General features: G+C 70.9%; 24 protein-coding genes. 16 read left to right on the top strand and 8 right to left on the bottom strand.

From position 1 onward, the window contains the following. Nucleotide 1 precedes the first annotated feature (1 nt). A complete protein-coding gene (pdxR, locus tag OM076_RS36790) occupies nt 2-1,465 on the bottom strand; it encodes a MocR-like pyridoxine biosynthesis transcription factor PdxR (RefSeq protein WP_270045167.1) in 1,464 nt (487 codons plus the stop codon). A gap of 54 nt (nt 1,466-1,519) precedes the next feature. Here pdxR and OM076_RS36795 point away from each other — a divergent pair, with 54 nt between their 5' ends. From OM076_RS36795 to OM076_RS36805, 3 genes are all read left to right on the top strand, one after another. After that, nucleotides 1,520-2,485 (top strand): phosphoheptose isomerase family protein, encoded by a 966-nt coding sequence (locus OM076_RS36795; protein ID WP_270045168.1) that lies wholly within the window; start codon nt 1,520-1,522, stop codon nt 2,483-2,485. Further along, nucleotides 2,482-3,291: a DMT family transporter gene (locus OM076_RS36800; protein ID WP_270045169.1), complete on the top strand. Its 810-nt coding sequence runs from the start codon at nt 2,482-2,484 to the stop codon at nt 3,289-3,291. Before OM076_RS36795 ends, OM076_RS36800 begins: the two co-directional genes overlap by 4 nt. A 229-nt stretch (nt 3,292-3,520) precedes the next feature. Beyond that, nucleotides 3,521-3,889, top strand: a complete 369-nt coding sequence (locus OM076_RS36805; RefSeq protein ID WP_270045170.1) for an FHA domain-containing protein — start codon at nt 3,521-3,523, stop codon at nt 3,887-3,889. Here the strand turns inward: OM076_RS36805 and OM076_RS36810 are convergent. Together OM076_RS36810 and OM076_RS36815 are read right to left on the bottom strand one after the other, a co-directional pair. Then, the gene (locus OM076_RS36810; protein WP_270045171.1) at nt 3,876-4,646 is read right to left on the bottom strand and encodes an MBL fold metallo-hydrolase; all 771 of its coding nucleotides are present in this window, start codon (nt 4,644-4,646) and stop codon (nt 3,876-3,878) included. The two genes, OM076_RS36805 and OM076_RS36810, sit on opposite strands and share 14 nt — an antisense overlap. 5 nt (nt 4,647-4,651) lie before the next feature. Continuing rightward, nucleotides 4,652-5,332, bottom strand: a complete 681-nt coding sequence (locus OM076_RS36815; RefSeq protein ID WP_270045172.1) for an HAD family hydrolase — start codon at nt 5,330-5,332, stop codon at nt 4,652-4,654. Nucleotides 5,333-5,399: 67 nt separating this feature from the next. Here OM076_RS36815 and OM076_RS36820 point away from each other — a divergent pair, with 67 nt between their 5' ends. The 5 genes from OM076_RS36820 (at nt 5,400) to OM076_RS36840 (ending at nt 10,196) form a co-directional block, all read left to right on the top strand. After that, the gene (locus tag OM076_RS36820) at nt 5,400-5,849 is read left to right on the top strand and encodes an NfeD family protein (RefSeq protein ID WP_270045173.1); all 450 of its coding nucleotides are present in this window, start codon (nt 5,400-5,402) and stop codon (nt 5,847-5,849) included. Then, nucleotides 5,846-6,682, top strand: coding sequence for a slipin family protein (locus tag OM076_RS36825; RefSeq protein ID WP_270045174.1), 837 nt, complete (start codon nt 5,846-5,848; stop codon nt 6,680-6,682). Before OM076_RS36820 ends, OM076_RS36825 begins: the two co-directional genes overlap by 4 nt. 74 nt (nt 6,683-6,756) lie before the next feature. Next, on the top strand, nt 6,757-7,896 hold the full coding sequence (gene sucC / locus OM076_RS36830) for an ADP-forming succinate--CoA ligase subunit beta (RefSeq protein WP_270045175.1): 1,140 nt from the start codon (nt 6,757-6,759) through the stop codon (nt 7,894-7,896). Next, nucleotides 7,896-8,786: a succinate--CoA ligase subunit alpha gene (gene sucD / locus OM076_RS36835; RefSeq protein WP_270045176.1), complete on the top strand. Its 891-nt coding sequence runs from the start codon at nt 7,896-7,898 to the stop codon at nt 8,784-8,786. Before sucC ends, sucD begins: the two co-directional genes overlap by 1 nt. 96 nt (nt 8,787-8,882) lie before the next feature. After that, nucleotides 8,883-10,196 (top strand): hypothetical protein, encoded by a 1,314-nt coding sequence (locus OM076_RS36840; RefSeq protein WP_270045177.1) that lies wholly within the window; start codon nt 8,883-8,885, stop codon nt 10,194-10,196. On the opposite strand, the gene OM076_RS36845 is transcribed toward OM076_RS36840, so the two are convergent. Beyond that, nucleotides 10,174-11,463: a pyridoxal phosphate-dependent decarboxylase family protein gene (locus tag OM076_RS36845; protein WP_270045178.1), complete on the bottom strand. Its 1,290-nt coding sequence runs from the start codon at nt 11,461-11,463 to the stop codon at nt 10,174-10,176. The two genes, OM076_RS36840 and OM076_RS36845, sit on opposite strands and share 23 nt — an antisense overlap. A gap of 60 nt (nt 11,464-11,523) precedes the next feature. Here OM076_RS36845 and OM076_RS36850 point away from each other — a divergent pair, with 60 nt between their 5' ends. The 5 genes from OM076_RS36850 to OM076_RS36870 are packed head-to-tail and all read left to right on the top strand — an operon-like array spanning nt 11,524 to nt 15,998. Beyond that, nucleotides 11,524-11,799 (top strand): hypothetical protein, encoded by a 276-nt coding sequence (locus OM076_RS36850; RefSeq protein ID WP_270045179.1) that lies wholly within the window; start codon nt 11,524-11,526, stop codon nt 11,797-11,799. Nucleotides 11,800-11,808: 9 nt separating this feature from the next. Then, nucleotides 11,809-13,041, top strand: coding sequence for an RNA polymerase sigma factor (locus OM076_RS36855; protein WP_270045180.1), 1,233 nt, complete (start codon nt 11,809-11,811; stop codon nt 13,039-13,041). A gap of 11 nt (nt 13,042-13,052) precedes the next feature. Then, nucleotides 13,053-14,141, top strand: coding sequence for an aminotransferase-like domain-containing protein (locus OM076_RS36860; protein ID WP_270045181.1), 1,089 nt, complete (start codon nt 13,053-13,055; stop codon nt 14,139-14,141). Beyond that, nucleotides 14,125-14,790: an alpha/beta hydrolase family protein gene (locus OM076_RS36865; protein WP_270045182.1), complete on the top strand. Its 666-nt coding sequence runs from the start codon at nt 14,125-14,127 to the stop codon at nt 14,788-14,790. The genes OM076_RS36860 and OM076_RS36865 overlap by 17 nt, the downstream gene beginning before the upstream one ends. Then, a complete protein-coding gene (locus OM076_RS36870; RefSeq protein ID WP_270045183.1) occupies nt 14,781-15,998 on the top strand; it encodes a kynureninase in 1,218 nt (405 codons plus the stop codon). Before OM076_RS36865 ends, OM076_RS36870 begins: the two co-directional genes overlap by 10 nt. On the opposite strand, the gene OM076_RS36875 is transcribed toward OM076_RS36870, so the two are convergent. Continuing rightward, nucleotides 15,995-16,459: a VOC family protein gene (locus OM076_RS36875; protein WP_270045184.1), complete on the bottom strand. Its 465-nt coding sequence runs from the start codon at nt 16,457-16,459 to the stop codon at nt 15,995-15,997. The two genes, OM076_RS36870 and OM076_RS36875, sit on opposite strands and share 4 nt — an antisense overlap. A 20-nt stretch (nt 16,460-16,479) precedes the next feature. Next, nucleotides 16,480-16,902, bottom strand: a complete 423-nt coding sequence (locus tag OM076_RS36880; RefSeq protein ID WP_270045185.1) for a MarR family winged helix-turn-helix transcriptional regulator — start codon at nt 16,900-16,902, stop codon at nt 16,480-16,482. An 88-nt stretch (nt 16,903-16,990) separates the two neighbouring features. On the opposite strand from OM076_RS36880, the gene OM076_RS36885 reads away from it, so the two are divergent. Continuing rightward, nucleotides 16,991-18,415: an MFS transporter gene (locus tag OM076_RS36885; protein ID WP_270045186.1), complete on the top strand. Its 1,425-nt coding sequence runs from the start codon at nt 16,991-16,993 to the stop codon at nt 18,413-18,415. A 10-nt stretch (nt 18,416-18,425) separates the two neighbouring features. Next, on the top strand, nt 18,426-19,196 hold the full coding sequence (locus OM076_RS46515; RefSeq protein WP_270045187.1) for a helix-turn-helix domain-containing protein: 771 nt from the start codon (nt 18,426-18,428) through the stop codon (nt 19,194-19,196). Here OM076_RS46515 and OM076_RS36895 read toward each other — a convergent pair. Beyond that, nucleotides 19,169-20,245 carry a calcium:cation antiporter gene (locus OM076_RS36895; protein ID WP_270045188.1) on the bottom strand — a complete coding sequence of 359 codons (1,077 nt, stop codon included), beginning with the start codon at nt 20,243-20,245 and terminating at the stop codon, nt 19,169-19,171. The genes OM076_RS46515 and OM076_RS36895 overlap by 28 nt on opposite strands. Then, complete coding sequence (locus tag OM076_RS36900; RefSeq protein ID WP_270045189.1) at nt 20,242-20,883, bottom strand: haloacid dehalogenase type II; 642 nt, start codon at nt 20,881-20,883, stop codon at nt 20,242-20,244. Before OM076_RS36900 ends, OM076_RS36895 begins: the two co-directional genes overlap by 4 nt. A 22-nt stretch (nt 20,884-20,905) precedes the next feature. Between OM076_RS36900 and OM076_RS36905 the strand changes: the two genes are divergently transcribed. Further along, nucleotides 20,906-21,797 (top strand): glycoside hydrolase family 3 protein (locus OM076_RS36905; protein ID WP_272598879.1); only part of this gene is annotated, 892 nt, incomplete at its 3' end.

Below are 21,797 nucleotides of genomic sequence, written 5' to 3' on the forward strand. Positions count from 1 at the left end.
GTCAGACGCAAGCCGCCAGCTGATCAATCAGCGCGTCGATCGACGCGAGTGGGAGCCGGCCGTACCCGACGACGAGCGCGGGGTCGCCCGGGTTCGGGGCGAGCCGGTAGCCACCGAGCCCGCGGACCCGCACGCGGCGCTCGGCCAGACGCGCGACGACGGCTGCCTCGTCAGTTCCGGGCGGGAGGCGCAGCAGGAAGTGCAGGCCGGCGGCGACCCCGGTCACGCGGCACTGTGGGAGCCGCTCCTCGAGCGCCGCGACCAGCGCGTCACGCCGCTCGCGGTAGTCGCGGCGGGTCCGGCGCAGATGCCGGTCCACCTCGCCGGTCACGAGCAGGCGGGCGTAGGCGCGGGCGTTGATCGCGGGGCCGCCTGAGTCGACCGCCCAGCGCTCCCGCGCGATCGCCTCCGTCAGCTGCGGCGGCCCGACCAGCCAGCCGAGCCGCAGGGCCGGCGCGAGCGTCTTCGACGTCGTCCCGAGGTAGATCACGCGGTCCGGAGCGAGCCGCTGCAACGTCCCGACGGGCGCGCGGTCGTAGCGGTACTCGGAGTCGTAGTCGTCCTCGAGCACGATCCCGCCCCACGCCAGCAGCGCCCGCCGCCGCTCGGGCGCGAGCACCGCGCCGGTGGGGAACTGGTGGGCGGGTGTGACGAGCACCGCGTCGGCGTCCAGCGCGTCGACCCGCACGCCCTGTTCGTCCACCGGCAGCCCGACGACCTCCAACCCGGCGGACCGGATCGTCGCCCACGAGTCGTCCAGCGACGGATCCTCGACCGCCACCCGCTTCGCCCCGCGCGCCTTCAGCGCCCGGCACGCGAGCCACAGCCCCTGCGTGTACCCGCTGGTGACGACGACGTCCTCGGGCGCGGCCACCACGCCCCGCACCCGCACGAGATAGGCGGCGAGCTCGGCCCGCAACTCCTCGTCCCCGCGCGGGTCGCCGTAGTCCAGCGCGGCGTCCGGCATCTCCGCCAGCACCTTCCGCAACACCGCCGACCACGCCCGCCGCGGAAACGCGCTCAGATCCGGCGCGGTCGCCGTCAAGTCCCAACGAACACCCGTTCGGGGGTCAGACCCCTTAACAATCCCGTTTTGCTCTGAGCAGGGGTTTTCATACGAACGCAGTGTTGAGGGGTCTGACCCCTCTTTGGGCGGCGGGCCGGCGCCGGGCTGCGGGCCGCCGTGGGGCCCGAGGCCCGCGGTGGGGACGGCGCGGACGATCGGGGCGCTGCCGTGGCGGATCTCGATCCAGCCTTCGGCGGCGATCTGGGCGTAGGCCTCGCTGACGACGCCGCGGGAGACGTGGAGGGCCTCGGCGAGGACGCGCGAGGCGGGTAGGCGGGTGCCGGGTGGGGCGCCGCCGCCGGTGATCGCGGCGCAGATGGCGTCTTCGAGCTGGGCGCGCAGGGGCTCGGGCGCGGTGCGGTCGAGCGTGGCGAACAGCTCCAAAGTGGCTCGGTTCATCGGCCTCGAAGTGGCTCTGTTGGAAGGACCACTGAGACGGTACCGTGCTGCGGCATGAGCGACGAACCGGAGCTGCGTGACGGCCCGCCGTGGGCGATGGAGGAGATGATCCTGGCCGAGCCGGGGCTCGTCGCACCGATCTTCGCCTCCTCGGCGGCGCTGGAGGCGGCGGAGTGGATCCGCGAGACCGAGACGGTCGTGGTCACCGGCTGCGGGACCAGCGAGCACGCGGCGATGGCTGGCGCAGCAATGCTCGGAGCGCGCGCCCGCGACGCGTTCGAGGCGAGCCTGGACCCGCAGTCCGAGGGCGTCCTGATCGCGGTCTCGCACGAGGCCGGCACCGCCGCGACGCTCGCCGCGATGCACGCCACCAACGCGCGCACGATCCTGATCACGGCCAAGCCGGAGGAGGAGACGGGCGCGAACCTCGTCATCTCCACGCCGCTGCAGGACACCAGCTGGTGCCACACCGTCGGCTACGTCTCGCCACTGCTCGCGCTGACGGCGATCGCCGGCACGGCCGACGCGACGACGTGCCGCAATGTGATCGACGGCACGCTCGCCCTCCGCCCGCGCTTCAAGGACGCGGCGCAGACGCTCGTCGGCTGCGAGCGCCTGATCGTCACCGGCTCCGGCGTCGACGAGATCACCGCGCGCGAACTGGCGCTCAAGATCGAAGAGGGCCTGCACATGCCGGTCACCCCGCTGGGTCTTGAGAAGGTGCTGCACGGCCACCTTCCGGCCGCCGACCAGCGCACCGGCATCGTCGTGATCCGCATCGACCCGACCAGCGCGCCCCAGCGCGACAAACGCGCGCGCGACGTGCTCGCCGCCGTCGCCGAGCTCGGCATGCCGACCGTCACGATCGACGGCCTCCCCGAAGGCCACCCGCTGCTGGCGGGCGCGATCGCGCTCCAGCTGCTGACGTACGAGCTCGTGCTCGCCGCCGGCACCAACCCCGACCTGATCCGCCGAGAGCAACCCGCCTACAGAGCCGCCGCGGCGGCCGCCAACACATGATCGGCGCGGCGCTCCTGGCCTCGCTGCTGTGGGGCACCGCGGACTTCCTCGGCGGCCAGGCCAGCCGCAAGCATCCCGCCGCGATGGTCGCGTTCATCGGCCAGGCGATCGGCTTCGTCGCGCTCGCGCTGGTCCTCGTCTTCCACGGCGTGGACGCGAAGGCGATCGTCCCGGGCATCGTCACCGGCCTGCTCGGCGCGGTCGCGGTGCTGTGCTTCTACCGCGCGCTCGCGGTCGGGACGATGAGCATCATCGCGCCGATCGTCGCCACCAGCGCGACCGTCCCGGTGCTCTGGGGCGTGCTGCACGGAGAGCGTCCGGGCACGCTGCAGTGGATCGGGATCGTCGCGGCGCTGGCGGGCGTGATCCTGGCCTCCAACGAGCCCGGCGGCAAGCCGGCGAACTCGAAGCTGGCGCTGAAGCTCGCCGTCGTCGCCGCGCTCGGCATCGGGCTCTCGCTCGTCTCGCTCGACCGGGCGGCCGAGCACGATGCCCTCACGGGCGTCGCCGCCGCCCGCGCCGTCGCCGCGCCGATCCTGCTCGGCGTCGTCCTCTATCAGCGCGCCAAGGCGCCGGTGAGCGCGTGGCCGACCTTCGCGCTCGTCGGCCTGCTCGACACCGCCGCCAACAGCGCCTTCGCCGTCGCCACGACCAGCGGCCTGCTGAGCCTCGTCGCCGTGCTCGGCGGCCTCTTCCCGATCGTCACGGTCGCGCTTGCCTACTTCCTGCTCCACGAGCGGCTGCAACCGATCCAGCGCGCGGGCGTGCTGCTCGCGCTGGCGGGCATTCCGCTGATCAGCACGTAGGAGTCCGCTGGCGAATGGTCGGTCCGACCGATGGGGTGCAGCCGCCAGTGCCTCGGGCCGCACGCGCTCGCGATGCGTGCCTCTGGCACGTGAGCAGCGTGGGTGGCGCGAGGCGCCGCGGATGCGCCGCAGCGGGCGTACCGGGATTCGTCAGTGGGCTCCCAAATCCTCAGGGAACCCACAGGCTCCGTGAAACCTCTCCACAGGCTGCGGCGCAACCGTTGGAGTCATGAGATTGAGCCCCCGGACCACACGCCACGCGGTCGTTGACGGAGCCCCCGCCGCCGGCCGCTATCTGGAAGCAGACGACACGCTCGTGCCCGTGATGGGCACGGTGACCCGCCTCGGGCGCAGCCTGAGTGCGGACATCGAGATCGACGAACCCTCCGTCTCGCGCCGGCACGCGCTGATCGTCCGTCAGGACGGCCAGACCTACCTGCTCGACGATGGCAGCCGCAACGGCACCTGGCACAACGGGATCCGCGTCGACCGCGCCGTCCTGAGCGACGGCGACACGATCGACCTCGGAACCGCCCGCCTGAGCTACGTCGAGGTGGTCGAGACCGAGACCGAAGACCTGCGGCTCATCGCCGCGTGAGGTTCGTCGCGTGGATCGCCCGCTGGGCCTTGGACCGGCGGGCGATCGGCAACGCCGGGTCCTCGCCACGCTCGACCGCCTGCAGGTAAGCGCGATCCTCGCGCAGGATCGCGAGCGCCTGCGTGGCGTCGATCGCCCCGCCGTGGCCCGGCACGACGTGCTCGGCCTCCGCGACCAGCGGCTCCAGCCGGTTCAGCGTCGCCAGATACGCCGACACGCTGCCGCCCGGCGAGAGCATCGGGATCTCGACCGGCGAGAGATAGTCGCCCACGACCAGCACCCGCGCCCACGGGATCCAGATCGCCATCCCGTCCGCCGTGTGGCCGTCGGCGGGATGTAGCTGCAGGGTCTCTGAGCCGATGTCGATGTAGCCCGGCACGTCGAGCTTCTGCGAGCCCGGCAAGGACAGGGGCTTCGGCCGCGCCACGTAGAACTCGTCGTCGAAGTCGCGCAGCTCGCGCTGCGCCGTGCCCGGCTCGTTCATCAGGCGCGCCGCCGAGTTCTCCCCCAGCCCGAGCGGCGCCTCCGGGAACGCCAGGCCGCCGAGCAGGTGATCCCAGTCGGCGTGCGTCGCGAGCAGCCCGACGATCGGGAAGTTCGACTGCTCGGCGATCCCCGGCAGGATGTCGAGCTCGTCGGGGAAGACCGGCGAGTCGATGCAGAACGCCTCGCCGCCGCTGCGCACGAGCACACACCCCGTCGCGTAAGCGCGCGAGGTGACGGCGATGACGTCGGCGTGGAGCGCTACTGCCCGCAAGGCGCTTAAGCGGCGCCGAGCAACTTCGCTGCTTCGAGCAGCGTCTTCACTTCGGCCGTCGGCTTCTTCTGCGAAGCGTCGAGCGTCTCCTTGTTGCGGTTGACCCAGATCACGGGGATCTTGGCCTTGATGCACGGCTCGACGTCGTAGTAGTAGCTCGACGCGACGTGCACCCACCCCTTCTTGGTGCCGATGCGACGCTCGGCCTCCTTGAAGTGCGCGGGATCCGGCTTGTAGGAGCGCACCTGCTGGGCCGTGACGACCAGATCGAAATCGGTCTTGAACCAGCGACGGGTCTCACCGAGGAGCTTGTCGTCGATGTTGGAGACCAGGCCGAGCTCGAACTTCTTGCGGAAGCGATCGAGCTGCGTGTTGGTCTCCTTGAAGGCGGGCCAGCGCCCCACCGAGTTCGGGAGAAAACCGGAGCGCGACGGCTCGAGCGGCCAGCCCAGCTGGCGCGAGATCTGGACGGCGGTCCGGCGCAGGACCTCGGCGTAAAGCTCGTACGAGCCGCCCTTGATCTCCTGCTGCGTCTCGAGGAAGAGCGGGACGAGCTCTTCCTTCGACAAGGTGTAGCCGTCCTTCTCGGCTTCCTTGGAGAAGGCTTCGTACGCGCCGGTCTCCCAGTCGATCAGGGTGCCGTAGACGTCGAAGGTGACGTAGGTGACTTCTTTAGGGAGCGGCATTGCGGCCGTGCATGATGACATTTCCGCGCGCGCATACCTGGAGTAGCATCGGTAGCAGGAGAAAATAATGCTTGCGCTCGGCCTCCTGCTTGTGCTTCTAGGCGTCATTCTGGTGGCGGCGGAGGCCCACGTGCCGACCCACGGAGTGCTCGGTGCCGGCGCGGTCGTCGCACTCGCCTTGGGCGTCGCGCTCCTCTTCTCCGCGGGCGGCAGCGCCGCGCTCGTGGCCGTCTTCGCCGGCGCGGGGATCGGGCTCGCGGGCGGAGCGACGGTGGCCCTGATGGCGCGCAAGGCGCTCGGCACCCGCCGCCTGCGCCAGCACAACTCGCTGGTCGGCCGCATGGGCGTCGCGCGTGGCGCCGACAGCGTCTTCGTCGACGGCGCACTGTGGCGCGCACGTCAGTGGGAGTTCGAAGGAGAAGCACCGCTCGCCCGCGGCGATCCCGTGGTGGTCGAGCGCGTCAACGGGCTGACACTGACCGTGCGGCCCGCGAATGAATGGGAGGTGGCGCCATGATCGAGGCCCTGCTCGTCGCGATCATCGTGATCCTGGCCGTGGGCGTGGCCCTGGCCGCAGCGTCGGTGCGCGTGCTGCGCGAGTACGAGCGCGCCGTGGTCTTCCGGCTCGGCCGGATGGTCGACGTCAAAGGCCCCGGGCTCGTGTTGCTCGTGCCCGCGATCGACCGCATGGTCCGCGTGTCCCTGCGGACGGTGACGCTCAATGTCCCGCCGCAGGACGTCATCACCCGCGACAACGTCACGGCGCGCGTGGACGCCGTCATCTACTTCCGGGTCGTCGACCCCAACGCCGCCGTCGTCCAGGTCGAGAGCTTCCTCAAGGCGACGACGCAGATCGCCCAGACGACGCTGCGCAGCGTGCTCGGCAAGGCCGACCTCGACACGCTGCTCTCCGAGCGCGAAGAGCTCAACGAGGAGCTGCAGAAGATCATCGACGACCAGACCGAGCCGTGGGGGATCAAGGTCTCGACGGTCGAGATCAAGGACGTCGGCATCCCGGCCGCGATGCAGCACGCGATGGCCCGCCAGGCCCAGGCCGAGCGCGAGCGCCGCGCGAAGGTCATCAACGCCGAAGGCGAGTTCCAGGCCGCCGCCCGGCTGAGCGAGGCCGCCGACGTCATCTCCCAGAACCCGACCACGCTGCAGCTGCGCTACCTGCAGACGCTGAGCGAGATCGGCGTCAACCAGAACTCGACGATCGTGTTCCCGCTGGACCTGGTGAAGCCGCTGCTGGAGGCGACCACGGCGGCGACCAAGCAGGCCGAGCTGCCGGCCGGCAACGGCTCGCCTCCGGTTGTGAACGGACCACGCTTCTCACGCACCGAGACCTGAGGTCCGATCCATCGAACCTGAGGTTTGGCAGGGCCGGTCTTACCGCACGACAGCGATAAGCTCGGCCGTCCGCAATGGATCTACTCGAATATCAGGGCAAGCAACTCTTCGCCCGGCATGGGGTGCCAGTGCCCAGCGGCGCCCCGGCAACTACCGTCGAGGAGGCCGTCTCCGCGGCCGACGAGATCGGGTATCCCTGTGTCGTCAAGGCGCAGGTGCAGGTCGGTGGCCGAGGCAAGGCCGGCGGCATCAAGGTCGCGAAGGACCGCGCGGAGGCCGAGGAGCACAGCAGGGCGATCCTCGGGATGGACATCAAGGGGCACACGGTCCACGAGGTGTGGATCGAGGCGGCGTCGGAGATCGCGTCCGAGTACTACGCGTCGATCGTGTTCGATCGCTCCGCCAAGCGCCCGCTGATCATGCTCTCGACGCAGGGCGGCATGGACATCGAGGAGGTGGCGGACACCAACCCGGACGCCATCGCCCGCCTCCACGTCGACCCGCTGCTGGGCTTCCAGGACTTCCACGCCCGCCGGCTCGCGTTCGAGGCCGGCGTCGACGCCGACATCGTCCGCCCGCTCGGCGCGCTGCTGGCCAAGCTCTATGACGCCTTCGTCAAAGAAGAGGCGATGCTCGTCGAGGTCAACCCGCTGATCGTGACGCCTGACCGCAAGGTCGCGGCGCTCGACGCGAAGGTGACGCTCGACGACAACTCGCTCTTCCGCCACCCGGACAACGCGGCGCTGCGCAACACCGCCGCCGAGGACGCGCAGGAGCAGATGGCGCGCGAGCGCGGCTTGACGTTCGTCAAGCTCGACGGCAACGTCGGCATCCTCGGCAACGGCGCCGGGCTCGTGATGTCCACGCTCGACGTGGTCGCCCAGGCGGGCGGCTCGCCGGCGAACTTCCTCGACGCCGGCGGCGGAAGCCGCGCCGATGCGATCACCAGCGCGGTCGAGGTGATCCTCTCCAACGAGAACGTCACCGCGGTCCTCTTCAACATCTTCGGCGGCATCACCCGCTGCGACGAGGTGGCGAAGGGCCTGATCGAGGCGTTCAACCAGATCAATCCGACGGTGCCGTTCGTGGTCCGTCTGGACGGGACGAACGACGTCGAGGGGCGCGCCCTGCTCGCCGAGGCGAATCTGCCCAACGTCCACACCGAGGCGACGATGCTCGGTGCGGCGAAGAAGGTCGTGGAGTTGGCTGGCTGATGGCGATCCTGGTTACGAACGACACCAAGCTCTGCGTCTCCGGCATCACCGGCCGCGAGGGCACCTTCCACGCGATGAACAACCGCCGCTACGGGACGCAGGTCGTCTCGGGCGTCACGCCCGGCAAGGGCGGTCAGGACGTCGAGGGCGTCCCGGTGTTCAACACGTTCCACGACGCCGTCGAGACGACCGGCGCGAACACGGCGATGATCTTCGTGCCGCCGCGCTTCGCGGCGGACTCGATCCTCGAGGCCGAGGACGCGGGCATCAGCCTGATCATCTGCATCACCGAGGGCATCCCCGCCCACGACGAGCTGCGCGTCTACAACCACCTCGCGGGCAACCCGAACGTCCGCCTGGTCGGGCCGAACTGCCCCGGCATCCTGAGCCCCGGCAAGGCCAACGTCGGCATCATCCCCGCGTCGTTCTTCAGCGAGGGCAACGTCGGCGTCGTCAGCCGCTCCGGCACGCTGACCTACCAGATCGGCAACGAGCTGGCCCAGGCCGGCTTCGGCAACTCGAGCATCGTCGGCATCGGCGGCGACCCGGTCCCGGGCTCCTCCTTCATCGACATCATCGCCGAGTTCGAGGCCGATCCGGAGACCGAGCTGATCGTCATGGCGGGCGAGATCGGCGGCTCCGCCGAGGAGGAGGCGGCCGAGTACATCAAGGCCAACGTCTCCAAGCCGGTGGTCGCCTACATCGCCGGTTTCACCGCACCTCCCGGTAAGACGATGGGCCACGCCGGCGCGATCGTCTCCGGCAGCGCGGGCACCGCCAAGGCCAAGCAGGAAGCGCTCGAGGCCAACGGCGTGCGCGTCGGCCGGACGCCGACCGAGGTCGCCCAGATCGCGGCCGAGATCGCCGGCTCGCTCACCCGCTCCGCCTAAAAACCTGACGTACGTGGAGCATGCCCCGCCGCCCGGCGTGGCATGCTCCCGCCGCATGGCGCACCGATCGTCCCGGTCGCGGGTTGGAATCGTCCGATGACGCGTCTGCTCGCCTCCGCCCTCCTGTTGACCATGCTGTTGCCCGTCGCCGCCGCCCAGGCGCGTGCGGGTGACCCGGATAAGCGCTTCGGGCGTCAAGGCACCGTGACGCTCAAGGCCACCGCGGCCGACGCGGTCGGCGGCGCGGTCAAGGTGATCTCCGGCAACCGCGTGCTCGCGGGCGGCGCCGCCGCGGGGCAGTTCGTGGTCGTGCGGCTGCGCTCGACCGGCACGCTGGACTCCAAGTTCGGCACCGGCGGCCAGGTCGTCCCCGCACTGCCCGGCACGACGCTCGACGGCGTCCGCGCGATCTCGGTGTTCCGTGACGGGCGGATCGTCGCCGCGGGCACGCTGCGCCAGGCAGACGGGACGACGCGGCTCGTCGCCTTCCGGCTGCTCCCGACCGGGGAGATCGACCCGAGCTTCGGCGCGGGCTTCGGCTACGTGCTGGCCGGGCCTCCCGGCTCCGAGCTGGGCGCGATGGTGATGGACACCAACGGCAACGTGACCCTGGGCGGCTCGCGCCCCGGCGACATCCCGATCATCATCCGCCTGCTCGCCGACGGCAGCCCGGACCTGTCGTTCGGCGCCAACGCGACCGTCGACGGCGCCAACCTCGGCGTCAACGGGCGCATCACGGGCTTGCTGGTCAAGGCGGACGGGACGACGACCTTCACCGTCGGCGGGTTCCCGTCGACCAACTACGCCGCGACGTTCACGGTCATCCGCGTCCTGCCCAACGGCGTGCCGGACCCGACGTGGAACGGGACCGGCGTCGTGCAGGTGCCGCTCGGCCCGGGCGCGGCGCCGGGAATCGGCGCCGCCGCGATCCGGCAGGGCCCGAAGGGCACCACGCTGGTCGCCGGCACCGATCTGACGACCGCCGGCACCCCACGCGGCGCGGTGGTCCGCTTGACCGTGAGCGGCGCACTCGACACCCGCTTCGGCAGCCACGGCGTCGCCCGGATCGCGCGCGCCGGCCGCGAAATCCGGATCAAGTCGATGGTCCGCGACAGCACGGGCCGCATCCTGCTCTCCGGCTCCGGCCAGCCACCGGAAGGCATGGTCCTGCGCCTGCGGGCCAACGGCGCGCGCGACAAGACCTTCGGCAACAACGGCATCACCTACCCGCTGCTGGGCCGCCCGCCCGGGGGCGACCCGATCTACACGACGCTCGACGCCATCGACGCCAACGGCCCGCGCGCGATCATCGCCGGGTCCGCCGCGGGCCCGGGGCAGCTGATCCGCGGCAACCCCGCGGGCACGCTCTACACGGGCCGCTTCGCGTTCACCGTCTCGAAATTGAAGTAACGCGTTCGTGGAGCCAGGGCACGTGCGGTTCGTGCTCGGGCTTCATCAGGACGCTGCGCAGGACGCGTACGCCGTCGGTGTCCAGTTCGATGTCCGGGTGGGCGGCGGCGAAGTCGGCGGCGTCGATGCGCAAGGTGCTGAGGAAGATCGGGTCCGGGTCGGTCATCCCGGCGTTGAGGATGCGCTCGCTCTCGGCGTCGATCTCCGACGCGCGCGCCCGGTTCGGGAAGTAGCTGACGATGTCGAGCTGCGGCTCGACGTGCAGGCGCAGGTCGTCGGACTCCCGCAAGAGGTCCGCCCAGGCGCGGGCGGCACGGACGCCGGCGGAGAGGATCGGCGCGAGGTCGAGCGAGCGCAGCGTCAGCCACAGGGCGGCCGCGGCCGCCCCCGCGCGTGAGCACTCGAGCGAGATCTCGCCGAGATGCAGGTCGCCGCTGGTGAAGTATGTGTAGGGCGAGTCGTGCTTGTACAGGCGGCCGACGCTCGGGTCGCGGAACAGCACCGCGCCGCACCCGTAGGGCTGCAGGCCGTGCTTGTGCGGGTCGACGACGACGCTGTCGGCATCGGCGATCGCGCGGAAGGACGCCACCGGCACGAGCTCGTCGAGCAGCGTGAAGAAGCCGCCGTACGCCGCATCGACGTGGATGCGGACGCCGTACACGTCGCGCAGCTTCACCGCCTCCTCGACCGCGTCGACCGTCCCGAGCCCGGTCGTGCCGGCGGTGACGACGATCGTGCCGACGCGACCGCTGCGCGCCGCCGCCTCGAAGTCGTCGGTGGCGACGCCCTCGATGCCGAGCACGGCGCACATGCGCGAGTGCGTGTAGTGGGCGTTCGTGCCGAACGCGACCCCCTTGCCCGGGTGCAGCTCGCGCGCCACCCACAGCGCCTCGAGGTTCGCGATCGTCCCGGATGACGTCAGATGGCCGAGCGCGTCGTCCGGGAAGCCGAACATCTTCGCCAGATCGCGCACCACCTCGACCTCCAGCGCGCTGGTCGCCGGGCCGCCGTCGAGCGCGTGGTTGTTCGCGTTGACGTGCATCGCCGCGGTATAGGCGGCGATCGCGACCGGGTGCGGCGGCTTGAGCATCTGCCCGGCATAGCGCGGGTGGTGGAAGGGGTAGCTGGTCGCCATCCGCTCGCTGAACTCGGCGAACGCCGCCTCGAAGCGCGCCGGGTCGGGTGTGAGCGCCGGGTGGGTCGGCATCGGCCCGGCAGCCTCGCGCCAGGCCGCGACGGCTTCGAGAGCACGCGCGAGGTAGTCCATGCCGACGCTAGTTATCAGAACGTCCGTCACGCGGTGAGCCGGGACCGCGTTGACCCGGGCATGAAGCGAATCCTCCCCACGCTCCTGATCGCCACCGCCGCCGCGACCGCCGCCACGCCCGCGCTCGCCGCCGATCACGCCACCGGCATGCGCAAGGTCTGTGCTGATAGCTCGTACGTCCGGCACACGCCCAACCTGACCATGATCGGGACGCTGTTCAAGCACCAGAAGATCAAGGTCACCCGCTACGACACGTCCGGCAAGCACGCCTACGGGTTCGCGTATGGCCACGTGCAGAAGAACGGGTGGGTCAAGACCGCGGACCTCTGCGACTAGGCTTTCCAAGTGCCTCCCGCCCACCTCAGACTGCGCTCGGATGAGCACCTCGTTTCGCTCTTCCGCTCTGGGCGGGAGGACGCGTTCGACGTCCTGCACGAGCGCCATCGCCGGCGCCTGCAGGCCACCGCCACGCGCGCGCTGCGCAGCTCCGGCGGCGATGCGGAAGGCGTCGTCCAGGAGGCGTTCCTGCGCGCCCACCGAGCGCTGCGCGAGGATCGCCGCCCGCTGGAGGTCAAGCCCTGGCTGCACCGCGTCGTGCGCAACCTCTGCATCGACGAGCTGCGGCGCAACCGGCTGCCGACGACGGCGCTGGAGGACAGCGATCGGGCCGGGTCCAGCGAGGACGTCTACAGCACGCTCAGCCGCCGGCATGAGCTGCGCCGCCTGATCGAGGACCTGGCCGACCTCCCCGAGCAGCAGCGCGCGGCGCTCCTGCTGCGCGAGCTCGACGGGCTCAGCCACGAGGAGGTCGCGAGCGCGCTCGACGTCTCGGAGGCCGCGTCGCGCCAGCTCGTCAAGCGTGCGCGCACGGGGCTCGTCGCCGCCGCCGAAGCGCGCGATGCCGAGTGCGGAGAGATCCGCGAGCTCCTCCTGACCGCCCACGACGAGCGCCGCCGCCCGTCCGAGCACGCGCTGCGCCACGTGCGCGGGTGCGCGGCGTGCCGCGAGTTCCGCGACGGGTTGAAGGCCACGCGGACGAAGCTGCGCGCGCTGATCCCGCCGGTCGGCATGGGCCCGCTGGCCGGCGTGCTGCACCTCGTGGGCGGCGCGACGACCGGCGGCGGGGTCGCCGCCAAGGTCGCGGCGGGCGGAGCCGTCGCCGTGCTCGCCGCGGGCGGCGTCGCGGCGTGGCAGGCGGGTGAGCACCACGTCGTGCGCGGCACCTCGCCCGGGGTCGAGGCGGGCGGCAAGGTGCTGATCGGCAAGCCGATCCGGCCCGGCACCAAGCTTCCGTCGACCGTCGCGATCGCGAGCCTGACCGTCGAGCTCGGCGACCGCCAGGTCCACCACGCCAAGGTGACCTGCCCGCCGGGGATGCGCTCCAACGGCCTCGCGCAGCCGCGCACGCAGGACGGCAAGGTCGCCACCGCCAACCTCCGCATGTACAACCTCTCCGATCGCGACATCGATCTGCTCGAGCGCGGCACCGGCCGCCGGACGGCGGTCATCGACTACAAGGCCAAGCAGCTCCCCGCGCCGCTCGTGATCAGCGTGGGGACCTTGTGCAAACGCCGCTAGGCTCAAGTCTTATGGCCACGATCTCCTTCGCCCGTGGGGCGCCGTCTCTCGACATCGTCGACGTGGAGGGCCTGAAGAAGGCCGCCAATCTCGCCTTCGAGAAGGACCCGGCGGGCGCGACGGCCTACGGCACGAGCGTCGGCTACGTCCCGCTGCGCAAGTGGATCGCGGAGAAGCACGGCGTCGAGGTCGAGCAGGTGCTCGTGACCAACGGGTCGATGCAGGCGGACGCGTTCCTGTTCGAGCTGCTGGTCCAGGCCGGCGACGCGGTGATCGTCGAGTCGCCGACGTATGACCGCACGCTGCTGAACCTGCGCAACCGCGGCGCGGACATCCACATGGTCGACCTCGAGACCGACGGCATCTCGACCGACGCGCTCGAGACGACGCTGAAGACGGTCAGCCCGAAGCTCGCGCACATCATCCCGAACTTCCAGAACCCCGCCGGGTACACGCTCTCCGCCGAGAAGCGCAAGCGGCTCCTGGAGCTCGCGGTCGAGCACGACTTCACGATCTTCGAGGACGACCCGTACGTCGACATCCGCTTCGAGGGCGACTCGATCGACTCGATGTTCTCGCAGGACACCGCGGGCCGGGTCGTCTACGCGAGCTCGTTCTCGAAGACCGTCTGCCCCGGCATCCGCGTCGGCTACCTGGTCGGGCCGCAGGCGCTGATCAAGCAGATCCAGACGATCGCGACCAACACGTACATCTCGCCGAACATGGTCTCGCAGGCGATCGTGTACCAGTTCGCCTCCACGGGCGGGATGGACGGCGCGATCGCGACGGTCAAGACCGCGCTGAAGGCCCGCCGTGACGCGGTCGTCAACGCGCTCACCCGCGAGCTGCCCGAGGCGAAGTTCGCCGCTCCGTCCGGCGGCTACTTCATGTGGGTGGAGCTGCCCGAGGCGGTCGACGTGGCCGAGCTCGAGAAGGCCGCGGCCGAACGCGACGTGCTCTTCGTCAAGGGCACGGACTTCTTGCTGGAAGGCGGTTCCAACACGCTCCGCCTGGCGTTTTCCGGCGTGACCCCCGAGCAGATCGACGAGGGCATCACGAAGCTGGCCGAAGCCGTTCGCTCACTTGGCGTCGCGGCATAACTACGGCAGTGACCCCTCGCAGTACGGCGTGCTGTACGGCGAGGGGCCCGTTGCCGTGCTCATCCACGGCGGCTTCTGGAAGGCCGAGTACGGCCTCGAGCTGATGGATGCGCTCTGCGCCGACCTCGCCTCGCGCGGGTGGGCGGCGTGGAACATCGAGTACCGGCGCCTCGGCAACGGCGGCGGGGTCCCGTTCACGCTCGACGACGTGGGCGCGGCGATCGATCACCTCAGCGAGCTGCCGGGCGTCGACCTCTCGCGCGTCGTCACGATCGGGCACAGCGCGGGCGGCCACCTCGCGGCCTGGGCCGCGACCCGCGAGAATGCGCGCGTGGCGGTCACCGGCGTGGTCTCACAGGCGGGCGTGCTGGATCTGCAGCGGGCGTGGGACCTGCGGCTCTCCAACGGCGTCGTCGAGCGCTTCCTGCGCGGGCAGCCGACCGACGTCGCCTCGCCGATCGAGCGGCTCCCGCTCGGCGTTCCCGCCCTGCTCACCCACGGCGGGCGCGACGACATCGTGCCGGTCGAGATCAGCGAGCGGTTCGCGCGCGCGTCCGGCGCGTCGCTGATCGTGGAGCCCGAGGAGGACCACTTCGGCCACCTCGATCCCGGGAATCCTCTGTGGAAGGCGGTGCGCGCGTGGCTCTGACGCGCGGCGACGCGATGCGGCTGGACAACGCCGACCCGCTGGCGGACTTCCGCGAGCGCTTCGTGATCGCCGACGAGCACCGGCTCTACCTGGACGGCAACTCGCTCGGGCGCCTGCCGAAGGCCACGCGCGACCGGCTGCACCGCGTGATCGACCAGTGGGGCGACGAGCTGGTCAGCGGCTGGCCCGAGTGGATCGAAGCGCCGACCCGCACCGGCGACGCGCTGGCCGAGGTGCTCGGCGCGAGCCCCGGCGAAGTGCTCGTCGCCGACAGCACCACCGTCAACCTCTACAAGCTCGTCAACGCGCTGCTCGACGCGGACCCGGCGCTGCGCTCGATCTCCACCGACACCGACAACTTCCCGACCGACCGCTACGTGCTCGAGGGCATCGCCCGCGCCCGCGGGCTCGAGCTGACGATCTTCGAGAACGCCGACCCGCTGAACGGGCCGCAGCCCGCCGACCTCCCTGAAGGCGGCCTGGTCGTGCTCTCCCACGTCGGCTACCGATCGGGCGCGCTGGCCGAGCTGGAGTCGTTCGACGGCACGGTGATCTGGGACCTGAGCCACTCCGCCGGCGCGGTCCCGGTCGACCTCAACGCCCGCGGCATCCGCTACGCCGTCGGCTGCACCTACAAGTACCTCAACGCGGGCCCGGGCGCCGCCGGCTACCTGTATGTCGCGCAGGCCGAGCAGGACCGGCTGCGGACGCCGATCCAAGGGTGGTTCGGCCAGGACGACCAGTTCGCGATGGAGCGCCCGTACGCGCCCGCGGACGGCATCACGCGCTTCATGGCCGGCACGCCCCCGATCCTCGTGGTCGCGGCGGTCGAGGAGGGCGTGCGGGTCACCGCCGAGGCGGGGATCGAGGCGCTGCGCGCGAAGTCGATCGCCCAGTCCGAGCTGCTGATCGGGCTGCACGACGAGTGGCTCGCGCCGCTCGGCTTCACGCTCGGCTCGCCGCGCGACCCGTCGCGCCGCGGCTCGCACGTCTCCCTCAACCACCCTGACGCGTGGCCGATCTGCCGCGCGCTGATCGAGTGCGCCGACGTCGTCCCCGACTTCCGCGGCCCGGACAGCGTGCGGCTCGGCATCGCCCCGCTCTACACGCGCTTCGTCGACGTCTGGGACGCGATCGATCGCCTGCGGGACCTGGTCGAACGCGGCGTGCACCGCGAGGTCGACCAGACCCGCTCTCGCGTGACCTAGGAAGAACCGGCCATGGCTTCCTCGGTGCGCCGCTGCATCTCCTCCTCGGACATGTCCTCGGTGTGGGTGGCGAGCATCCAGCGGTGGCCGTACGGGTCCTTCAGCGAGCCGGCGCGGTCGCCATGGAACTGGTCGCTCGGGCGATTGAGCTCGGTCGCGCCCGCCGCGAGCGCACGGTCATAGAGCGCGTCGACGTCCTCGGTGTAGATCAGGATCGAGCTCGAGAGCGGCGCGTCGGCCGGCGGCGCGGCGAGCCCGAACTCCTCGAACGGATCGCTGACGGAGAAGATCGAGTCGCCGATGCGCAGCTCGGAGTGCATGAGCTTGCCGCCCATGACGAGCTTGCGGACGACCTCGGCGCCGAACGCGTCGGCGTAGAAGTCGAGCGCCTCGAGGCCGTGTGCGACGGTGAGGTTGGGGGTGAGGGAGTGGTAGCCCTCGGGAATCGGCTTGGCGGTCATACGGCCAAGCTACGCCCGCTCTAGGGCCACGTATTGTAAGAACGCGACAGGGCGCTGACGACCGTCTCGCGGAGCTCCGGATCGAGCTGCTCGACGAGCGATTGGCCGAGCGCATCGGCCCGCGCCAGGATCTCGCGCCCCTGGTCTGTGAGGTTGACCATCGAGCGCCGGCGGTCGGTCTCCGAGCGCTGGCGGGTCACGAAGCCGCGGCGCTCCATCTCGTCGATCACCGGGACGATCTGCGCGGGCAGGAGTCCACAGAGGCCGGCCAGCTCCAGCTGTGACGGCGGCGCGTCCGAGCTGAGGACCGCAAGGACCATGTACTGGCGCCCGCTCAGCCCCATGGCGACGAGCGGGTCCTCGGACTGGGTCACGATCGCGTTGCCGACCTTGACCAGCAGCAGCGCGGGGCGGTCGGTGATGCCTTGCGGAAACTCGATCACGACGTCCGAGGATAGACACGAAAAATCATTCATGCCTTGAATCATTCACCATCGAGGCGTATGGTGCCACCCCATGACCGTTCAAGAGGTGAATGATTCACGATCACGATGGCTTGCCCTTGCGGTGCTCGCCGTCGCGCAGTTCATGGTCGTCCTGGACGTGACGATCGTGAACGTCGCCCTCCCGGCGATCCAGACGGACCTCGGGTTCTCCGCCGACAGCCTGCAATGGGTCGTCAACGCGTACACGCTCGCCTTCGGCGGCCTGCTGCTGCTCGGCGGCCGAGCCGGCGACCTGCTCGGGAGACGGCGGCTCTTCGTCGTCGGCCTCGGGCTCTTCGGCGCCGCTTCGCTCGCCGGCGGCTTCGCCGGCTCGTCGGAGATGCTGATCGCCGTCCGCGCCATCCAGGGCGTCGGCGCGGCGCTGCTCTCGCCCGCCGCGCTCGCGCTGCTGACGGTCACCTTCCCCGCCGGTCGTGAGCGCAACATCGCGCTCGGCGTCTGGGGCGCACTGGCGGGCATCGGCGGAACGCTGGGCGTCGTCGCCGGCGGCGTGCTGGTCGACTCGGCCGGCTGGGAGTGGATCTTCTTCGTCAACGTCCCGGTGGCGATCGGCGGCATCATCGCCGCGCCGATGTTCCTGTCCGAGAGCCGCGGTACCGCGCGCTCATTCGACTTCACCGGCGCCGTGCTCGCCACCGGCGGCCTGCTCGCGCTCGTCTACGGCGTCATCCGCACCGACGCCGTGGGCTGGGGCTCGGCCGAGGTTCTCGGGCTGTTCGGCGCCGCCGCGATCCTGCTCTCCGCGTTCGTCTACGTCGAGTCGCGCGCGACCGACCCGCTGGTGCCGCTGAAGCTCTTCCGCGTGCGCGGGCTGAGCGTGTCCGTCGTCGCGCTGGCGCTCAACGGCGCCTCGTTCCTCGGCATGTTCTTCATCTCCGCGCTCTACCTGCAGCAGGTGCACGGGGACAGCGCGCTGGAAGCGGGCGTGCACTTCGTCCCGATGGGAATCGCCGCGATCGCCTCCGCGGTGGTGGGCGCCCAGCTCGTCACGCGCCTCGGCACCCGCGTCGCGTACCTCGGCGGGTCGGCGGTGGGCGTCGTCGGCCTGCTCCTCCTCAGCCGCGCCGGCGCGCATGCCGGCTACGCGACGGACATCCTGCCCGGCTTCGTGGTCTTCGGCCTCGGGCTGCCGCTGGTCGGCGTCGCCAACCAGATCGCGGCCATCGCCGAGGTCCCGCACGAGGACGCGGGTGCCGCGTCGGGCGTGATCACCGCCGCCTTCCAGGTGGGTGGGGCGCTCGGGCTCGCGCTCGTCTCCACCGCATCGACCTCGCGCGTCGGCGACGTCCTCGCCACCGGCGCGTCGCAGCCGGAGGCACTGGCGTCGGGGTTCGAGCGCGGCATGCTCGTCGCCGCGGGGATCGCGGTGGTGAACCTGCTGGTCGGCGCCATCCGGGCGCCGCACATCAAGCCGGACGCCGCACTCGTGGCCGAGGCCGTCGCCGGATAGCGTTGGGTGGGTGAGCGCGCCTGATCTCGAGAGTCGCCGCGGCATCCTGAACCCGGATGCCGCGGAGCGGCACTTCCGCCTCACCCGCTACGCCCCGTCCGAGGACCTCGCCCACCTGGTCGACCGCCACTGGGTGGTGGCGTGGGACCTCGAGCAGCCGTTCACGCAGGAAGTCGTGTCGCACCCGAGCTTCCACATGGTCTTCGAGCCCGGTGCGCACCTGATCTACGGCGTCGTCTCGCAGCGCTTCCGGCGCCAGCTGCAGCGGTCAGGGATCGCCGTCGCGACGAAGTTCCGGCCGGGCGCGTTCCATGCGTTTCACCCGGTCCCGGCGCACGCGCTCACCGATCGCACGTTCCCAATCACCGACGTGTTCGGGCCGATCTCGACCGAGGGTGACGAGCGGGTACGGATCGCCGCGATGGAGGAGGGGATGCGGGCGCGCGGGTTCGAGGACGACCCGCGGATCGCCGAGCTCACCGGGCTGTTCGCGGCGATGCTGGACGGGATCACGACCGTCGACGAGCTGTGCGCCCATGCGGGCTATTCCAAGCGGACGCTGCAGCGGCTGTTTCGCGAGTACGTGGGCGTGTCGCCGAAGTGGGTGCTCTCGCGCTTTCGCCTGCATGAGGCCGCCGACCGGATGGCCGACGGCGAGCACGACTGGCCGCGGCTCGCGCTCGAGCTCGGCTTCTTCGACCAGGCGCACTTCATCAAGGCCTTCAAGGCCGTGATCGGGCGCTCGCCGGCCGACTACGGGCTGAAGACGAGCACGATGTAGACGAAGAAGACCAGCAGGTGCACGGCGCCCTCGAGGACCGTCGTCCGCGGCCCGCTGAACGTCACCATGCTGAGCAGCAGCGTGAGGACGACGAGCACGATCCCGGTCGGATCGAGGCCGAGGATCACCTGCTCGCCCGTGATCAGGCCGATCGTCAGCACCGCGGGGAGCGTCAGGCCGAGCGTGCTCAGGCAGGCGCCGAGGCAGAGGTTGACCGTGCGCTGCAGCTGGTTGCGCGACGCGGCCTTCAGCGCGCTGATCCCCTCCGGGGTGAAGACGATCATCGCGATCAGCACGCCGGTCAGCGCGCCCGGTGCGCCGATCGCCTTGATCTCGGCGTCGACGACCTTGTCCAGGCTCTTGGAGAGCAGCACGATCGGGAGCGCGCCCGCGACCAGCATGGCGACCCACTTGCCGATCTGTCTCGCGGTGGGGTCGGGGACGTCGTGCTCCTCGATCGGCCCGTGCACGAACAGGTCGCGGTGCCGCCCGGTCTGGATGAGGATGAAGACCACGTAGAGGACGATCGTGGCGCCGGCGAAGAGGATCGCCTGCGTCGTCGAGAGCGTCGCCTCGTCGGTCGAGTGGGTGACGCTGGGCAGGATCAGCGCGATCGTGACCAGCGGGATGATCACGCTCAGGTACGCGCTCGCTCCCGGCAGGCTGTAGTCCTGCGTGTGGTGCTTGAGACCGCCGATGACGAGCGAGAGCCCGATCACGCCGTTGAGCACGATCATCATCACGGCGAACATCGTGTCCCGCCCCACGGTGGGCGCGCCGCCGCCGAGCATCACCGTGCTGATCAGCATCACCTCGATGGCGACGATGCTGAAGGTCAGGATCAGCGTGCCGAACGGCTCGCCCAGCATCTCGGCGAGATGGTCGGCGGCGACGATCACCGCGAACGCGCACCACAGGATCACGCCGAGCAGCCAGACCAGCAGCAGGGCCGTGATCGGCGCCGAGTCGAGGTTGGACTTCGACAGCAGCGAGTCCTTGAAGAAGAAGTAGACGACGAACGTCAGCCAACCCGCGGCGAGCGCCTTCATCGCAGCAGCTCCTCGAAGTCGTGGGCGACGAAGTCGGCGTCGAACGGCGGTCCGGGATCCTCGCCGAAGCGCTCGACGAACGCGGTTTGGAGCCCGACTGCCGCCGCGGCTCTGAGATCGTCGCGGTGCGCGGCGACCATGCAGACCTCGTCCGGTTCCAGCCCCAGCGCGTAGACGCTCTCGCGATAGACCCGTGGGTCCGGCTTGTACGCATGGGCGATCTCGGCGCCGAGGATCGCGTCCCACGGCAGCTTCGCGAACTTCGCGAGGTTGACGGACTGGGCGATGTGGCCGTTGGAGCAGGGCGCGATGATGAAGGTCTCCTTGAGGCGGGTGAGGCCGGCGACGACGTCGGGCCAGGGATCGAGGCGGTGCCAGCCTCGCACCAGCTCGACGCGGTCGGCTTTGGGCAGGGTCAGGTCCATGGCTCTGAGCACGCGGTTGAGCCCGATCTCGTGCAGGACGTCGAGGTTCACCCACGGCCGCTGACCACTGCGAACGGTCTCCAGCTGTGGCTGGTACTCGTCGCGCCACGCCACCGCCAGCTGCGGCGGCAGGCCGAAGCGCTCGGCCTCGCGCATCATCGAGGTGCGCCAGTCGACGCACGTCCCGAACACGTCGAACAGCAGCGCCCGCATCCCCTATCCATACTGACGGCTCATGGAGGAACTGCTCTCCGCCCTCAGCCTCGAGCAGAAGGTGCGGCTGCTCACCGGGGCCGACTTCTGGTCGCTGCACGCCGAGCCGGCCATCGGGCTGCGGGCGATCGTGACCTCCGACGGGCCCGCGGGCGTGCGCGGCCGTCTGTGGGACGAGCGCGACCCGTCGGCCAACGTCCCGTCGCCGACGGCGCTCGCCGCGACGTGGGACGAGCGGCGGGTCGAGCGGGTCGCCCGGCTGCTGGCGTACGAGGCGCGGCGCAAGGGCGTCGATGTGCTCTTGGCGCCGACGGTCAACCTCCACCGGTCGCCGCTCGGCGGGCGGGTCTTCGAGTGCTTCTCGGAGGACCCGTACCTCACGGGCATGCTCGGCGCCGCGTTCGTGCGCGGGTTGCAGGCCGAGGGCGTCGCGGCGACGGTCAAGCACTTCGTGGCCAACGACTCCGAGACCGAACGGTTCACTTTGGACGCGCGGGTGGGCTCGCGAGCGCTCCGCGAGCTGTACCTGCTGCCGTTCGAGCTGATCATGGCGGCGGGGCCGTGGGCGGTGATGGCGGCCTATAACGGCGTCAACGGTGTGACGATGACCGAGTCGCCGCTGCTGAATGCGGTGTTGAAGGACGAGTGGGGCTGGGACGGCGTCGTCGTCTCCGACTGGATGGCCGCGCGCGGGACCGTCGGCGCGGGCAACGCGGGGCTGGACCTGGCGATGCCAGGCCCGTCCGGCCCGTGGGGCGACGCGCTGGTCGCCGCGGTACGGGACGGCTCGGTCAGCGAGGCGGCGGTCGACGACAAGGTCGCGCGCATCCTGCGCCTCGCGGCGCGGGTGGGAGCGCTGGGCGGCGCCGCCGCCGGCGCCGCGCCGGCCACGGCGGCGTCGCCCACCGCCACGG

Source organism: Solirubrobacter ginsenosidimutans (genome assembly GCF_027587205.1).

What these genes read in the sequence shown, in the direction of transcription:
- pdxR (WP_270045167.1), bottom strand. Translation starts at nt 1,465, where the DNA reads ATGAACCGAGCCACTTTGGAGCTGTTCGCCACGCTCGACCGCACCGCG.
- OM076_RS36795 (WP_270045168.1), top strand. Translation starts at nt 1,520, where the DNA reads ATGAGCGACGAACCGGAGCTGCGTGACGGCCCGCCGTGGGCGATGGAG.
- OM076_RS36800 (WP_270045169.1), top strand. Translation starts at nt 2,482, where the DNA reads ATGATCGGCGCGGCGCTCCTGGCCTCGCTGCTGTGGGGCACCGCGGAC.
- OM076_RS36805 (WP_270045170.1), top strand. Translation starts at nt 3,521, where the DNA reads ATGAGATTGAGCCCCCGGACCACACGCCACGCGGTCGTTGACGGAGCC.
- OM076_RS36815 (WP_270045172.1), bottom strand. Translation starts at nt 5,332, where the DNA reads ATGCCGCTCCCTAAAGAAGTCACCTACGTCACCTTCGACGTCTACGGC.
- OM076_RS36820 (WP_270045173.1), top strand. Translation starts at nt 5,400, where the DNA reads ATGCTTGCGCTCGGCCTCCTGCTTGTGCTTCTAGGCGTCATTCTGGTG.
- OM076_RS36825 (WP_270045174.1), top strand. Translation starts at nt 5,846, where the DNA reads ATGATCGAGGCCCTGCTCGTCGCGATCATCGTGATCCTGGCCGTGGGC.
- sucC (WP_270045175.1), top strand. Translation starts at nt 6,757, where the DNA reads ATGGATCTACTCGAATATCAGGGCAAGCAACTCTTCGCCCGGCATGGG.
- sucD (WP_270045176.1), top strand. Translation starts at nt 7,896, where the DNA reads ATGGCGATCCTGGTTACGAACGACACCAAGCTCTGCGTCTCCGGCATC.
- OM076_RS36840 (WP_270045177.1), top strand. Translation starts at nt 8,883, where the DNA reads ATGACGCGTCTGCTCGCCTCCGCCCTCCTGTTGACCATGCTGTTGCCC.
- OM076_RS36845 (WP_270045178.1), bottom strand. Translation starts at nt 11,463, where the DNA reads ATGGACTACCTCGCGCGTGCTCTCGAAGCCGTCGCGGCCTGGCGCGAG.
- OM076_RS36850 (WP_270045179.1), top strand. Translation starts at nt 11,524, where the DNA reads ATGAAGCGAATCCTCCCCACGCTCCTGATCGCCACCGCCGCCGCGACC.
- OM076_RS36860 (WP_270045181.1), top strand. Translation starts at nt 13,053, where the DNA reads ATGGCCACGATCTCCTTCGCCCGTGGGGCGCCGTCTCTCGACATCGTC.
- OM076_RS36875 (WP_270045184.1), bottom strand. Translation starts at nt 16,459, where the DNA reads ATGACCGCCAAGCCGATTCCCGAGGGCTACCACTCCCTCACCCCCAAC.
- OM076_RS36895 (WP_270045188.1), bottom strand. Translation starts at nt 20,245, where the DNA reads ATGAAGGCGCTCGCCGCGGGTTGGCTGACGTTCGTCGTCTACTTCTTC.
- OM076_RS36900 (WP_270045189.1), bottom strand. Translation starts at nt 20,883, where the DNA reads ATGCGGGCGCTGCTGTTCGACGTGTTCGGGACGTGCGTCGACTGGCGC.